A 15,494-nucleotide genomic window follows, 5' to 3' on the forward strand; every position below is an offset into this window, starting at 1 on the left:
TTTTAGAACATAAGTTTTTAGTCTATGAAAATATATACAAAACACTTCATTTTTATTATAGCATTAAGTTTAATACTTACAGCATGTGAAAAATCAAAGTCACAAACAAAAGAAGCTATTATAGAAAAGAAGCAACCCAACATTATCTGGCTTATGGCAGAAGATATGAGCACAGATTTAGCTTGCTATGGTTTACCAAATGTAAAAACACCATACTTAGACAAGATGGCTACAGAAGGCATTAGGTTTGATAATGCATTTGTAACCAATCCAATATGTTCGCCAAGTCGATCTGCTATGATAATTGGAACACATCAAGTTAAAACAAATACGCATCATCATAGAAGTAATAGAGAAGTTCCTTTAGATAAACAATTTACTCCATTTACTCAGAAATTACGAGAAGCAGGATACACCACTATTTTGGGTAACCATGCGGTCATGAAAAAAGGACGTAAAATCGACGTTAATTTTAAGCATGAAGCTTTAGGAGAGTGGGATGGAGAATCAAAATTTGGTCTGTTTGATAAGTATGATACTTTTGAAAAAGCAGACGAGCCTTTCTTTGCTCAAATTCAATTAGCTGTAACGCATAGAGGAGATTGGTGGGACCAAGTACGAAGTGAATCTAAACATCCTGTAAATCCTGATACAGTAGAAATGCCACCATATATGGCAGATCATCCTGCTATACGATTAGATTGGGCTAAATACTTAGACCAAATCGAATATATGGATAATGAAGTCGGCATGATTTTTAAAGAACTCGAAGATAAGGGAATGGCAGATAATACAGTTGTCATTTTTATTGGAGATAATGGTCGTTGCAATATTCGTGGTAAAGGCTATTTACACGATCCAGGATTACGTATTCCTTTAATAGTCTATTATCCAGAACAATTTAAAGGTGGAGAAGTTCGAAAAGATGTTGTGAGTGCTACAGATATAACAGCTAGTATTTTAGAATTTGCTAATATTAAAATTCCTGAATACATGACAGGTCAGCCTATGTTCAATGAAAATTTCAATAGAGAATATGTCTATGGAGCAAGAGATTTATGGGATGAAATTCCAGAAGAATCTCGAGGAATAACTTCTGATGAGTGGAAATATATAAGAAACGATAAACCAGAAATTCCTTTCGATGCACACCAAGGATATTTAGAATTTTACAGACCAGCAGTTCATGTTATGCGAACGTTGAAAAAAGAAGGAAAGCTAACTAAAGAACAAGCATTCTTTTTTGAAGATTCTAAACCAGTAGAAGAATTATATAATTTAATAAATGATCCCTTTGAATTAGTGAATCTAGCAGACAACCCTCAATACGAGGGTTTGTTAGCTGATTTAAGAGAAAAAACAATAGGTTTTGACAACCTAATGAAACCAGTAAGCATTATTTATAATCCAAAAAACATGGACCAAACTATTGGTTTGGTTAAATGGATAAAAACAGAGCATCCAGAAATTCAAAAACAAATGGAGGAAGGAGTAGAAGTAGGTTTTAAGAAATGGGGAAAGGAGTATAGAAATTATTTAAAGAATCAAAAATAAAAACTAATTAATATAACGAGCTGCTCAAAATTATATAGTCAAAGAGAATGACTAATAGAGAATAACACGTGATATAAAATAATAAATATAGGCATATGAAATATTTAAAAATAGTACTATTACTAATAGTTGTTGTTATAGTTTTTCAATTTTGTAAAGAAGTTGTTACCAATGAAGAGATAAAAATTAATGAAGATTGGAAATTTAGTAAAGTAGAAGAATCTAAAGATTTAGATAGTAAAATTCATACTGTAGATTTTAACGATTCGGCTTGGGAAACGGTTAGTTTACCACATACAGCTAATATTGAGCCTTTAACAGTAAACGACCAGTGGCAAGGCATATGTTGGTATCGTAAAACTATAACAATACCTAAGAGTGATAACGATAAAAAAGTGTTTTTAGAGCTTGAAGCTGCCATGAATTATTCTAAAATGTACATAAACGGAATAGAAGTAAATGAGCATCAAGGCGGTTATTTACCAGTTATTGTAGATATTTCAAAATACATAAAAGCTGGTGATAAAAATATAATTGCTGTACGTTTAGATAATACCGATAACTTAGTCACTGGGCCAAAACCATTAAATCGATTAGATTTTAATATGTATGGAGGTTTGTATAGAAAAGCCAATTTATTTACAAAAGAAAAAATCTATATTTCACATCCTGTGCTAGCCAATAAAGTTGCAGGTGGAGGTGTTTTTATTACCTATCCAAAAGTATCTAAAGCTGAATCTGTAGTTCATGTAAAAACACATTTAGTTAATGAATATAAAGATTCAAAATCTATTGAACTAGTTCAAACAGTTTTAAGAAACGGAAAAGTAGTGGAAGAGATAAAGTCTTCCGATGTGAGAATAGAAGGAGAAAAAGATATAGAATTATCAAAACAAATTACCATTGTAGATGCTAAATTATGGTCACCAAAACTGCCTAATTTATACAGTTTAGAAACCAAAGTACTTCAGGATGGCAAAATTATAGATCAACAAACTACGCGTTTTGGTATTAGAGAATTTACTTTTGATGATAAACATCAATTGTATATCAATGGAGAGAAAACGTTTTTAAGAGGTGTTAATCGTCATCAAGAATATCCATACATAGGCTACGCGCTATCAGACAATGCACAATATAGAGATGCTAAGAAAATAAAAGACGGAGGTTTCGATTATATCAGGTTATCACATTATCCACAGTCTCCAGCGTTTATGGATGCTTGCGATGAATTAGGATTAGTTGTTATAGATGCCATTATGGGTTGGCAATTTTATAATGATACCGAAGATTTTAGAAACTATTGTTATAAATCTGCAACAAACTTAATTAGAAGAGATAGAAATCATCCATCAGTTTTGGCTTGGGAAGTATCCTTAAACGAAACTAAGACAATGCCAGTTTATTTCATGGAAGAATTAAACAACATTACACATGCCGAATATCCAGGTAAGAATGTATATTCTTGTGGTTGGAAGGACGATGTTTACGATATTTATTTAGAAGCACGTCAGCATAGAATATTAAGGCCACATCCTTATAAAGAAAAACCAATTACAGTTTCAGAATATGGTGATTGGGAATACTACTCGAAAAATGCGGGTTTAAATCAAGATAAAATGCCTAAGGATATAAGAACAGAAAAGAGTAGTCGTCAAGCTCGTGGTTTTGGAGAAGAACGTATGATGCGTCAAGCCTACAATGTCCAAGAAGCGCATAACGATAATTTAAGTATGCGAGCGTATTCAGATAGTTATTGGGTAATGTACGATTATAACCGAGGTTACCACGATGATATCGAGCGTTCTGGTTTAATGGACTTATTTAGGTTACCAAAATTCGCCTATTATTTTTATCAAAGCCAGCGTGATATAGATGAATTAAAAGTTGTTGAATTAGCAACCTATTGGAATGATAAATCACCAACAGATATTATGGTGTATTCTAATGCAGATGAGGTAGCGTTGTATTTAAATGATGAATTAGTAGGAAAACAAAAGCCTAATGCTAATAAAAATACAACACATTTAAATCATCCACCTTTTACCTTCAGTCTAAAAACTTTTAAACCTGGAACTTTAAAAGCAGTAGGTTTAGTTGATGGGAAAGCAATAGGAGAAGACGTTGTTATAACGCCTCAAAAAGCAACGAAACTAAAAGTTTGGTTAGACGAAAGTGGTAAAGCTCCAACTGCAGGTCAAAGCGACACCATGTTTCTTTATGTTGCTGCAATTGATGATAACGATACAGTTAATCCAGAATTTTCTGAAACCATTACTTTAAGCATCAATGGTAATGTAAAAGTGATGAATCTTGATGCTGTTAAAGCAGAAGCAGGAATTGCATCAGCAATCTTACAATTAGGAAACACTAAAGAGGTTATTAGTGTATCTGCAAGTTCCGAATCATTAAAAGGCAACTTAGAGTTTGAAGTAAAATAAGTTTTTTAATGTATTCAATAAATCAAACAATGCCGCGTATGGCTTGGTTTTAAATGTTAATTTACTGTTAAGGACATATAATTTACCCATATATACAAACACTTTATATAATTAACTGAAATTTAACCATTGTAACAAACCAATTTTAAACCTCTATGCAAAAAAATAGTTTCATATTATTTCTATTAGCACTATCCTTCTTAAATTTAGGATGCTTTAGTAAAGCAATGCCAAAAGCAGAAGTTGTTACATTTGGTTTAGAAATTGCAGAAGATGCAACACCAGCATTAGTATCTAGAATATTAAAGACTAACGATAATCCTATTTCAGAAATTATATTCGAAAAAGGAACATATCATTTTTATCCAGATAAAGGTTTCGAGAAGTTTAGTTATATCTCAAACCATGGAGATTTAATGATAAATACACCTTTTCCATTATTAAATATGGAAAACTTAACAATAGATGGTCAAGGTTCAACTTTTATTTTCCATGGTGTTATCATTCCATTTTTAATTGAAGGTAGTAAAAATATTAGTGTAAAGAATGTGTCGATAGATTGGTTTCAGTCTTTTCATAGTGAAGGTTTAATTGTAGCTAATGATGCGAAAAATAAAACTTTCGATATGCAAATCGATGAGAAGTATCCTTATTATATAACAAATGGTGAATTAATTTTTGTTAAAGAATACTATCAGCATACTATCGGACAATCTATTTTATACGATCCAGAAAGAAAGGCAATTGCTTTTAATACCGAAGCTTATACAAGTATTACAACTAAAAAGAAAGCAGATGTAAAACGTAACCTAAAAAATATAAGCTATAAGTACGAATACGATAGACGCGATGTTGGTTATAAAGATATAGGTATCGAAAATCGTGTAACTGCCGAAGAATTAAAACCAGGCTTAATAAGAATTCACGGTCATACTAAAAAAATGCCACCAGTTGGTTTTGTCTTATCGATGAAAGGTGAACAAGGTTTAAATAGAGTAGCACCAGCATTTAGAGTAACACATACAGATGGTTTTAATGCCTTAAATGTAAACGTACATCATGCTGGAGGCATGGGGATTATAGCAGAAAACTCTTCAGATTTAATATTGGATAATTTTAATGTAACACCTTCTCAAGGACGCATGGTTTCAACCACTGCAGATGCTACACACTTTGTAGGTTGTAGTGGTAAAGTAGTCTTAAAAAATTGCACATTCGAAAATCAACTAGACGATGCTTCAAATATTCATGGCACGTATCAAAAAATTGTAGATGTTTTAGACGATTATAGAGTAGGAGTAAGAATGGGACATCATCAACAAAAGGCATTTGTTATTGGTCAACCAAATGATAATTTAGGTTTTGTAAGATTGAGTAATTCATTTTTCGCCTATCAAAAATCAACTATCAAAAGCATTGAATACATTAATAATAGATATCAAATTATTACATTAAATGAAAAATTGCCAGAAGATGTAAAACCAGGAGATTTAGTAGAAAATCTTGATGGTTATCCAGATTTATTAGTTCAAAATTGTAAAATAAGAAATAATAGAGCTAGAGGTTTGTTAATTTCTAATCCTGTAAATACGGTTATAGAAAACAATTTTTTTAGTACAGAAATGGAAGCCCTTTTAATACCTGTAGAAAGTGGTCATTGGTACGAATCTGGAAATGCAGCAAATGTTGTTATTAAAGGAAATACATTTCAAGACTGTCAACATGGAGGTAAAAATAGAGGTGTTATTCGTTTTGATACAGATGATGATAACAAAAATATAGCCTTTAAAAATATTGAAATTACTAACAATACTTTCAACCAATTCGATAATTTAATTTTAGAAGTAACCAATGTAGATGGATTAGTTTTTAAAGGAAACACGATTACTAATTCTGGTACATTTCCTCAGCTTCATCCCAATAATCCAGCAATAAGAGTTGAAGCATCAAAGAATATTACATTAGAAAATAACACGTATCAAGGAAAAGCAAAAGAAATCCTAGAGACAGACGAATCTTTAACTAGCTTAAACTTTAAATAGAATATATCAATCAAAACCAACCATATGAAAAGCAAAATATTAATCAAAAAACTAAATTTTATGAGATCTATTTCTCTACTACTGTCGATGACCTTAGGTGTGTCATTTTTTGGGTATGCTCAAGTAAGTGGTAAAATTACAGACGCATCAGATGGGATGCCTATTCCTGGTGTAACTGTAATTGTACAAGGTACAAATGTTGGGACTTCATCAAATTTTGATGGAGATTACACCATTGAAGCAAAAACAGGTGATGTTCTAAATTTTACATTTATCGGCTTAAAGTCACAAACTTTAATAGTAAGCTCTGCAACTGCTAATATTTCTATGGAAGAAGATGCAGAAAGCCTAGACGAAGTTATTGTAGTAGGATATGGATCGGTTAAAAAGAAAGAAGTTACTGGTGCTGTTAACAGAGTGAAAGCTAAAGATATTGAGCAATTTGTAACCTCAGATATAGCATCAAGATTACAAGGGCAAATTGCTGGTGTAAGTGTATCTGCTAGCTCTGGAGAACCTGGTGAAGCTTCAAATATTCAAATACGTGGTATTACTTCTTTAAGTGGAAGTAATACACCATTGTTTGTTGTTAATGGAATACCACAAATTGGAGATCCAGGACTATCGGCTAACGAAATAGAAACTATAGATGTACTTAAAGATGCAGCATCTACAGCTGTTTATGGGTCAAGAGGAGCAGCAGGTGTAATATTAATAACAACAAAGACTGGTAGAGATGGCGTAATGAGTGTGGATTTTGATTATACTGTGGGACAACAATTTCTTGGCGTTGGTACACCATTAATGAACACAGCAGATCAATTATTTTATGAGATTAATACAGCTAACTATTTTGGAGGTATTGATCCAGCGACAGTTAATAACCCAGAGTGGTTAGGTAACGATAATAATTTTGAGGATTATGTTTTAGTCGATGCTGCCGAAGTAAAAACGTATAATTTAAATTTATCTGGAGGTACAGAGAAATTCTCTTATAATGCTTCAGGAAGCTTGTATGATCAAGATGGTTCATTAGTCAATTCAAATTTTAAACGCTACAATGGACGTATTTCAGCACAGTACAATACTGATAAATGGAAAATTAATGGAAGTATAGCTACTACCAACGAAAATAGAAGAAGAGCAAGTGAAGGACTTATAGTAACTGCTAGTAGATACAGACCTTATTTTCCTGAAATTAATCCAGATGCCGATGTTGCAGTTGTAAATAGCTCTGGAGGAACTAGAACACCAGCAATAGCGTTAGGGCAAGCGCTTAAAAGAAAAGATGATAGTAATAGAGATAGAACGAATGTTAGTTTAGGAATTAGACGTAAACTAGTGGAGAATTTAGATTTTATAACCAATGTTGGTTCCTCAATTACAAATGATAGTAGAAGTATTTTTCGTCCAAAATTCGATTTATTTAATATTGATGATGGTACAACCGAATCAGATCCTACTTTAAATGGAGTAACAGAAACGGCAACAAGAACTACAAAGTTTAGTTGGGATGCTGGTCTAGATTTTAAGAAAGAATTTGGGAAGCACAGTGTTTCGGCTCAAGCAGTAGTTACATTAGAAGAAGATAATAATAAAACGTTTTTTGCTTCTATAAACGGTGTCTCAAATAATGCAATTACCGTTTTAAATGGTGGTACTTTGAATGAGAATGTAGGAAGTGGGTTTGATTATACAACTAAAAGAGTTGGTATTTTAGGAAGGATACAATACAATTACGATGGTAAATATATTATATCTGCATTAGCGAGACGTGATGGTTCATCAAGATTTGGTAGAGACTTTAGATGGGGAACATTCCCATCTGTAGCTGCTGCATGGAATGTATCTAGCGAACCATTTTGGGAGCCTTTAAAGAAAGTGGTTAATAAATTTAAATTACGTTTAAGTCACGGTCAAGTAGGTAACGATAGTTTTAGTGATTATGAGTTTGCAAGTACTATTGCACCATTTGCAGATTATATTTTTAGTGAAAATGATAGTTCTGTAGACTTTGGTTCTTCAATACGTTCTTATGCTAATAGAGATGTTAAATGGGAAACTTCAATATCCAATAATATAGGAGTTGATATTTCATTATTTAGAAATAAGGTGACCTTAACTGCAGATTACTATATAACTAAAAAAGAAGACATGTTATTTCCAGTAACACTTCCAGGTTCTTCAGGAGCGCTTTATGATCCAAGTCTAATATTAAATGTTGGTAATATGACTAACAAAGGTTTAGAGTTAGCAGCTAATTATAGAGCATCAATAGGAAAAAGTAAGTTTAGAATAGGTGCAACTTTTACTACTAACGATAATGAAATAACTAAAGTAGCTGGTGATGGTATAATTTATAATAGTAATTCATCATTAATTAGTGGTGATAGCGATTTATATGCAACAACTGTTATTGCGGAAGGTTATGAAGCAGGTGCATTTTTCTTACATGAAACATCTGGGACAATTAAAAATATAGCAGAAAGAGATCTCTATAGACAATTTCCTTCAAGAGCCAATGCAGAAGTTGGAGATTTAAGATATGTAGATTCTAATGGCGATGGAAATATAACAGCAGAAGATAGAACATACCATGGTAGTGGATTAGCAGATTTTGAATATGGAATTAATTTTAATTGGGATATTGGTAGATTCGATTTTTCAATGAATTGGTTTGGTACATCAGGAGCCGAGATATTAAATGGTAATAAAGCAGCAATGTACGGTTGGCAACGTCACCAAGACCTAGTAAATCAATGGACACCAGACAATCCTACGTCTAATATTCCTTCGTTTCAAGGTCGAGGTAGAGAACATCCAAACTATGCAGGAACAACAGATTACTGGTTAGAAGATGGAGATTATTTAAGATTGAAACAAGTAACTTTAGGTTTCTCTCTTCCTGAAGAAGCATGCGATAAAATAGGATTGAACAAATTAAAAGTCTATTTAAGCGCACAAAACCCAATTACTATTACTGGTTACGACGGTTATGATCCAGAAGTAGGAGGTAACAACGTCGCAAGAAGAGGTATCGACCAATCAAGATATCCAATTTCGTCAACCTATAGTTTAGGTGTCAAACTTTCTTTTTAATCAAAAAAAACTTAGAAAAATGAAAACATATTTAATAAAAATAGCAGCATTTGTTTTTTGCCTAGCAATGGTACAATCATGCGAAGATTATCTTGAAGAGACGAACCCAAATGAAATTTCGGCAGACACCTTTTTTCAAAATTTAGACGAGTCAGAAACAGTATTAACTTCAGTTTATGGAGCCATGTTAAATACTTGGATTGTATCTGCTAGAGAAGAATCTTGGCGATCAGATATGGCCTTTCCAGGGATTAGATCTGGAAATATTAGAGCTGATGCATTAAATATTTATGAGCACGTTATTAATGAAGATAATGATTTTATAAATCAACGATGGGATGCGTTGTATCAAGTAATATGGAGAGCCAATCAAGTTATGGATGGTTTAAATAGTATGGATGCAGATTTACAAGCAGCAGACCGTTGGACAGAACAAATGGCTCAAGCCAGATTTTTTAGAGGCTTAGCTCACTTTTATTTACACGCTTTATATAACGAAGGAAGTATAGTAATAAGAGACGTTATACCAGCTACACAAGCAGATTTTTCTAAACCATTAAGCACTTCAGAAGAAGTAATGACATTTTTTAGAGACGATCTAGTATTTGCTTACCAAAATTTACCAAACACATTTCCTCAGAAAACAAGAGTAACAGCAGGTACAGCAGCTACTATTTTGGGAACAAGTTATTTATATTCGGCTTCAAATAATCCAGCAGATTATCAAATAGCAAAAACGTATTTCGATGATGTAATTAATGGTCCTTATGGTTATGCTTTAGTACAAGATGCTAGTCTTATGTTTACAGAAGCTGGAGATTTTAATTCTGAGTCTATTTTAGAAATTAATTATTCAGTCGATCAGCAATTGGAAGAATCGCAATGGGACGAAGAAAGTTTTAATATGAGAAACGGTAGGTTCTCCGGGCCACAGGATGCTGGAGGTTCTAGTTTTAATCAACAATTTACAGCAGCAGCATGGTTGATTCATGCTTATGCTAACGAGCCATTAAACATGTCTGACTCAAGAAACACAGTAATAGACAGAGAAACAGATTTACCTAGAGCAAGACACGTATCACTTAGATCCTCTGCAATGATAGCTGTAGTCAATGACCAGGACACTGAGTATTATTTACAACCATCTGCACCAATAGCACAAAACTTTGGTAGCTCACAAAGAAAATATGGTTATTTTAAAAAATATACTAATCATGATATTGCAGCTAACGAAAATGATACTGGAGATACAAGTTGGAAGTCTGGTAAAAATGTAATCATGAATCGTTTAGCAGATGTCTATTTAATGTATGCAGAAGCTGTGCTAAAAGGAGACAATAATATAAGTGGAGCAATAGATTTAATAAATCCTATTCGCCAACGTTGGGGATTACAATTACTTGATGCTAACGTAAGTTTAACAGATGGTACACCATATACAGAAGAATCTCTTATGGATCATTTAATGTATGTAGAGCGTCCATTAGAATTATCTGTAGAAGGTGTTTCAACTAGAATTATAGATTTAAGACGTTGGAACGTTGCTAGTGATAGATTTAACAATTTATCTACACAATCGTTTTACGTAATAGATTATGATTATTATGACGATGAAACATCTAGTACGTTATCAAGAAATAGTTCTTTAGTACAAGCAGGTGTGAGTCCAGATTCAACAGAAGATCCACAATTAGTACAAGAATATACAGGAGCTGCACAGTTTTATACTAATGGATATTTTCCAATACCAACAAGTGAAACATTAAGTAACAATTCAGTTTCAAACTAATTTTAAAAAGAAGAAAGATGAAAAAAATATTTATTATTTCGGCATTGATACTGGCGTTTATAGTTAGTTGTGAAAAAGATGATTATGAAGCACCTTATGGCGATTTTTCAAGTCTATTATGGACTACAACTCAAGGTTTTGAAGAATCTGATTACGTTTCAGCTTTAAACGATTATGTAGGATTTAGGGATGTGTCTAAAAATGCATTAACGCATAGTTGGCATATACCATCAGGAACAAATTTATTAAATGGAGATTTTAATGCAGAGCAAGATACAATTTATACAGATTTTATATCTTCTGCAGGACCATTAGCATCTAGTCAAAATCATATTAATGTTATTTTTAGACAACCAGGAGTTAAAGAGGTAGAGTTAAGGAATACATTTAGAGATTCTGTTGCAGAATCTGTTTTTAGTGATGGTGTATGGAAAGTAAATAAAGTGTTTACAGTTACTGTTTTTGATGATGTTAAACCTATGTTTAAAGTTATGAAAGGGACAGAAGAAATACTTTCAATAAATGAAACAGATATGCCTAGTGAAGCTAATGCTGCTTCATGGCCAACTGTAACGTTAGAAGCTGGTGAACAATTGACTTATATAGATTTAACAACAACAGGAGCACCAGATGCCAGAACTTGGATTCTTAATGGTGCATCGCCTAATAATAGTGGAGCTGAGACTGTAAATGTATCCTATAACGGGTTAGGTAATTTTGCTGCTGGAGCTATCATTTCTGCAAGAACAGATAATGAAAAACCAGAAGGTGAAGCGATTAAGTTAATACCTTTAAAAATTGAGGTTATTCCATCTACACAACCTTTCGTACTTAATGGCATGATAACAGAAAATGCTTCTGAAGTTATTTCTTTTAATGTAACAGGAGAAATAGAAACACTAATAGGTGAGGAAGGTAATTTTACTGTACATGTTGTTAATGCAGCTGCAACTCCTATGTTCGATCAAAATATTGCAGTTCAATCTGCAACTGTAAATAGTTCAGATGCTACACAAATAGATTTAGTATTGTCTGCGCCAATTTATAATTCAGATAACATTACAGTTGAATATACAGCTGGAAACATTGGTTCTGTTGACTTTAGAGTTTTAGAAAGTTTTGCTGTAACAAACGTAGTAATGCATAGTAACGACAATATAATTACAGGTTCAGGATTAGATTATACAGGTTTCGAAGTAGAAGCAAGTACAGGTAATTTACTTAGAAAAGGATATGCAGAAGGTTATTGGGTTGGTGCCACTAATAATGCATTTCTTAATCTTACAAGAACAACAGATCTTTCAAATAGCGGGTCTGCTTCAATGAAATATGAAAGCCCAGCAGGCGTTACAACAGTAAAACTACAAGGGACTTGGTTTACTAATGGATCACAATCAACATTTGCTATTGCTACTTTACCAGCAGGAACTTATAATGTGTCTTACATGGTATACTTAGAGCCGGGAAATACAATGCTAGCTTTTGAAACGGAAGTACAAGGTGGAGAAGTTTCAGCTTGGGATATTTCTACTTTACCTAGAGGGCAATGGGTAGAAGTAAGTAATACAATTTCTGTAGACGCTTTAACTAATAAAAAGTTTGACATTAAAATAAATGCATCAGACAATGTTGGTGTAACTGGAGAACAGATTATGTATTTCGACGATTTAAGTTGGAGACCTTTAGAAGTTAGATAATAAACACTATTTTTTTAAGTAAAAAACCTACCTCTTTCTAGGCAGTTCTTTATTACTTCATTTAAAGTAATTATAATAATTTAAAAACTAAGTATGTTAAGAAAAAGCTATATAAGTTTATTCGTTTTATTAACCGTTACAATTTTATTAGGTTGTAAATCTGATAAAAACAAAGAAGAAGTAAAGCAGGTTGAAAAAGTAAGCGCTATTAATAAACCAAACATTATTGTCATCTATTTAGACGATTTAGGTTATGGAGATTTAAGCGCTTATGGCGCTACAGAATTAAAAACTCCAAACATAGATGCAATAGCTTCTGGAGGTGTAAAGTTTACTAATGGTTATGCATCCTCAGCAACATGTACGCCAAGTAGATATGCAATACTTACTGGTATGTATCCTTGGAGAAATAAGAAAGCAAAAATCCTTCCAGGAACCGCTCCTTTGTTAATTAGTACAGAGCAACAAACAGTACCAAAAATGTTAAAAAGTCAAGGTTATGATACTGCAATTGTTGGTAAATGGCATTTAGGTTTAGGAACCGGAGTTGTAAATTGGAACGCGCGTGTTTCTCCAGGACCTAATGAGGTTGGTTTTGATGAATCTTACATTTTAGCAGCAACACAAGATCGTGTACCAACGGTTTATATAGATAATGGAAATGTAGTTGGTTTAGATAAAAACGACCCTATTTCTGTGAGTTACAAAGAGAACTTTGAAGGAGAGCCAACTGCTGTTTCTAATCCTGAAATGGTAGATATGAAATGGCATCATGGCCATAATAACAGTATTGTAAACGGTATTGGTCGTATTGGTTATATGAAAGGTGGAGAAGCTGCTAAATGGACAGATACAGATATGGCAGACCATTTTTTAGTAAAGGCTCAAGATTACGTAAAAACACATAAGGATAAACCATTTTTTCTATACTATGCAATGCAACAACCACACGTACCAAGAACACCACATCCTAGATTTGCTGGTAAATCTGGTTTAGGACCAAGAGGTGATGTAATTTTAGAAGCAGATTGGTGTATTGGGGAATTCATGAAGACTTTAGAAAATGAAGGTCTTTTAGAGAACACATTAATTGTCTTTTCTAGCGATAATGGACCAGTACTTAACGACGGTTATTATGATGATGCAGTAGAAAAAACAGGAAAGCACGATCCTAGTGGTGGATTAAGAGGAGGTAAGTATAGTATTTTTGAAGCAGGTACGCGTGTACCATTTATAACGTATTGGAAAGGGAAAATTAATCCAAGTGTGTCTGACGCTGTTGTTTGTCAAATGGATTTATTAGCATCTTTAGCTAATTTAGTTGGTACAGAAGATACTACAACAGATAGTAAAGATTTTCTAAGTGTTTTAATGGGAGAATCTAAAGTAGGAAGAGAAAACTTAATTATTGAAGCCACAGGAAAAACAGCATTACGTCATGGAGATTGGTTAATGATTCCGCCTTATAAAGGAAAGAATTTTAGAGAAAAAGTTGGGATAGAAGTGGGTAATTTACCAGAATTTCAACTGTATAATTTAAAAGAAGATGCAGGCCAACAAAATAATTTAGCAAAATCAAATCCTGAAAAATTAGAAGAATTACTTCAAATATTTGAATCCTTAAGAGGTGAAGGATATGATAGAAATGTAAAGGAAGTTATCTTTAGATAAAAACAAAAAAAAACACTCAATTCTACTTATAGAATTGAGTGTTTTTAATTAAAAGAATTTTAAGCTATTGCTATAAAAGTAAAAGAGCTATTATTTTTGAGATAGCATGTCTACTGTAGCCACAGTTCTAAAACCAATATGGTCCGATCCAGAATCTGGACTCATTCCCATTTTTGCTGAAATTCTAAAACTTGCACAATAAGAAGCATTACATAAAAAAGAACCGCCTTTAATAACATACTCAGTAACAAAAGGATTAGTTGCTGTATATGTTTTTGAAGCTCCTTTAGGGTTATCTAAAATTTCATTATCTGTTAAGGTTTTATAATAATTAGTATTGAAAAAATCACTAGTTATTTCCCAAACATTTCCAGACATATCATATAAACCAATCGAATTAGGATCATAAGATTTTACTGGTGATATATATTTAAATCTGTCAATAGGATTGTTTATAGTTGGAAATGTACCTTGCCAAGTATTTGCATTTTTATTTAGTAACTGTGGGTCGTTTCCCCAAGTAAAAATTGCATCTGTGTTTTTTCCTTGCGCTGCAGACTCCCATTCGGCTTCTGTAGGTAGACGTCTATTTGCCCATTTGCAATACGCTAGAGCATCTTCGTAGGCTACATGGACTACTGGGTAATTATCTTGTCCTTTTATAGAAGAATCGGGACCTTGTGGCTGTTTCCAATTGGCTCCAATTTTCCATGTCCACCATTGCCCATAGTTTTGCATGTTTACTACAGCATTTACATCTTTATTAAAAATAAGACTACCAGGCTGTAATATAGAATCATGTGGTTTTGGAGTGTTTTCTGGTAATTGTGTTTTCATTTCCTCCCAATCAATTTCACGCTCTGCAACAGTTAAATAGTTTGTAGCATCAACAAAAGCTTTAAATTGTTTGTTGGTTACTTCCGTAACATCAATAAAAAAACCATCCACTTTTACATTATGAGATGGTTTTTCTCTTGGCATTGCATATTGATCACCAGTTTTTCCACCTTGCAAGAATATTTTTTCTGGCACCCATAACATTCCCTCAGGAGTTTTAACTGTAGCTTCCGTAGGAGCAGCATCTTTAGTTGTTGTAACTATTACTTCCTCTTTTTTAATATTTTTAGTGTCTTCTTTGCAGCCTATTAATAATAGAATGAAAATAAATAAGAAAGGGTTTAATGCTTTTTTCAATGTTTAT

Annotated in this window: 8 protein-coding genes; 7 read left to right on the plus strand and 1 reads right to left on the minus strand. The window is 32.9% G+C overall.

The window, feature by feature from the left end; all coding sequences use genetic code 11:
• Window positions 1–24 precede the first annotated feature (24 nt).
• The 7 genes from ASC41_RS12225 (at window position 25) to ASC41_RS12255 (ending at window position 14,293) form a co-directional block, all read left to right on the plus strand.
• Window positions 25–1,554 (plus strand): sulfatase family protein, encoded by a 1,530-nt coding sequence (locus ASC41_RS12225; protein ID WP_055436932.1) that lies wholly within the window; start codon window positions 25–27, stop codon window positions 1,552–1,554.
• Window positions 1,555–1,649: 95 nt separating this feature from the next.
• Window positions 1,650–3,995: a glycoside hydrolase family 2 protein gene (locus tag ASC41_RS12230; protein ID WP_055436933.1), complete on the plus strand. Its 2,346-nt coding sequence runs from the start codon at window positions 1,650–1,652 to the stop codon at window positions 3,993–3,995.
• A gap of 155 nt (window positions 3,996–4,150) precedes the next feature.
• Window positions 4,151–6,037, plus strand: coding sequence for an alpha-1,3-galactosidase-related protein (locus ASC41_RS12235; protein ID WP_055436934.1), 1,887 nt, complete (start codon window positions 4,151–4,153; stop codon window positions 6,035–6,037).
• Window positions 6,038–6,097: 60 nt separating this feature from the next.
• Window positions 6,098–9,136: a SusC/RagA family TonB-linked outer membrane protein gene (locus ASC41_RS12240; RefSeq protein WP_241489666.1), complete on the plus strand. Its 3,039-nt coding sequence runs from the start codon at window positions 6,098–6,100 to the stop codon at window positions 9,134–9,136.
• A gap of 19 nt (window positions 9,137–9,155) precedes the next feature.
• Window positions 9,156–10,925, plus strand: coding sequence for a RagB/SusD family nutrient uptake outer membrane protein (locus ASC41_RS12245; protein WP_055436936.1), 1,770 nt, complete (start codon window positions 9,156–9,158; stop codon window positions 10,923–10,925).
• A 17-nt stretch (window positions 10,926–10,942) separates the two neighbouring features.
• Window positions 10,943–12,622 carry a hypothetical protein gene (locus ASC41_RS12250; protein ID WP_055436937.1) on the plus strand — a complete coding sequence of 560 codons (1,680 nt, stop codon included), beginning with the start codon at window positions 10,943–10,945 and terminating at the stop codon, window positions 12,620–12,622.
• Between the two features lie 93 nt (window positions 12,623–12,715).
• Complete coding sequence (locus tag ASC41_RS12255) at window positions 12,716–14,293, plus strand: sulfatase family protein (RefSeq protein WP_055436938.1); 1,578 nt, start codon at window positions 12,716–12,718, stop codon at window positions 14,291–14,293.
• 90 nt (window positions 14,294–14,383) lie between these two features.
• On the opposite strand, the gene ASC41_RS12260 is transcribed toward ASC41_RS12255, so the two are convergent.
• On the minus strand, window positions 14,384–15,487 hold the full coding sequence (locus tag ASC41_RS12260) for a formylglycine-generating enzyme family protein (RefSeq protein ID WP_055436939.1): 1,104 nt from the start codon (window positions 15,485–15,487) through the stop codon (window positions 14,384–14,386).
• Between the last annotated feature and the right edge of the window lie 7 nt (window positions 15,488–15,494).

This window comes from Lacinutrix algicola (assembly GCF_001418085.1).
Lineage (GTDB): Bacteria > Bacteroidota > Bacteroidia > Flavobacteriales > Flavobacteriaceae > Lacinutrix > Lacinutrix algicola.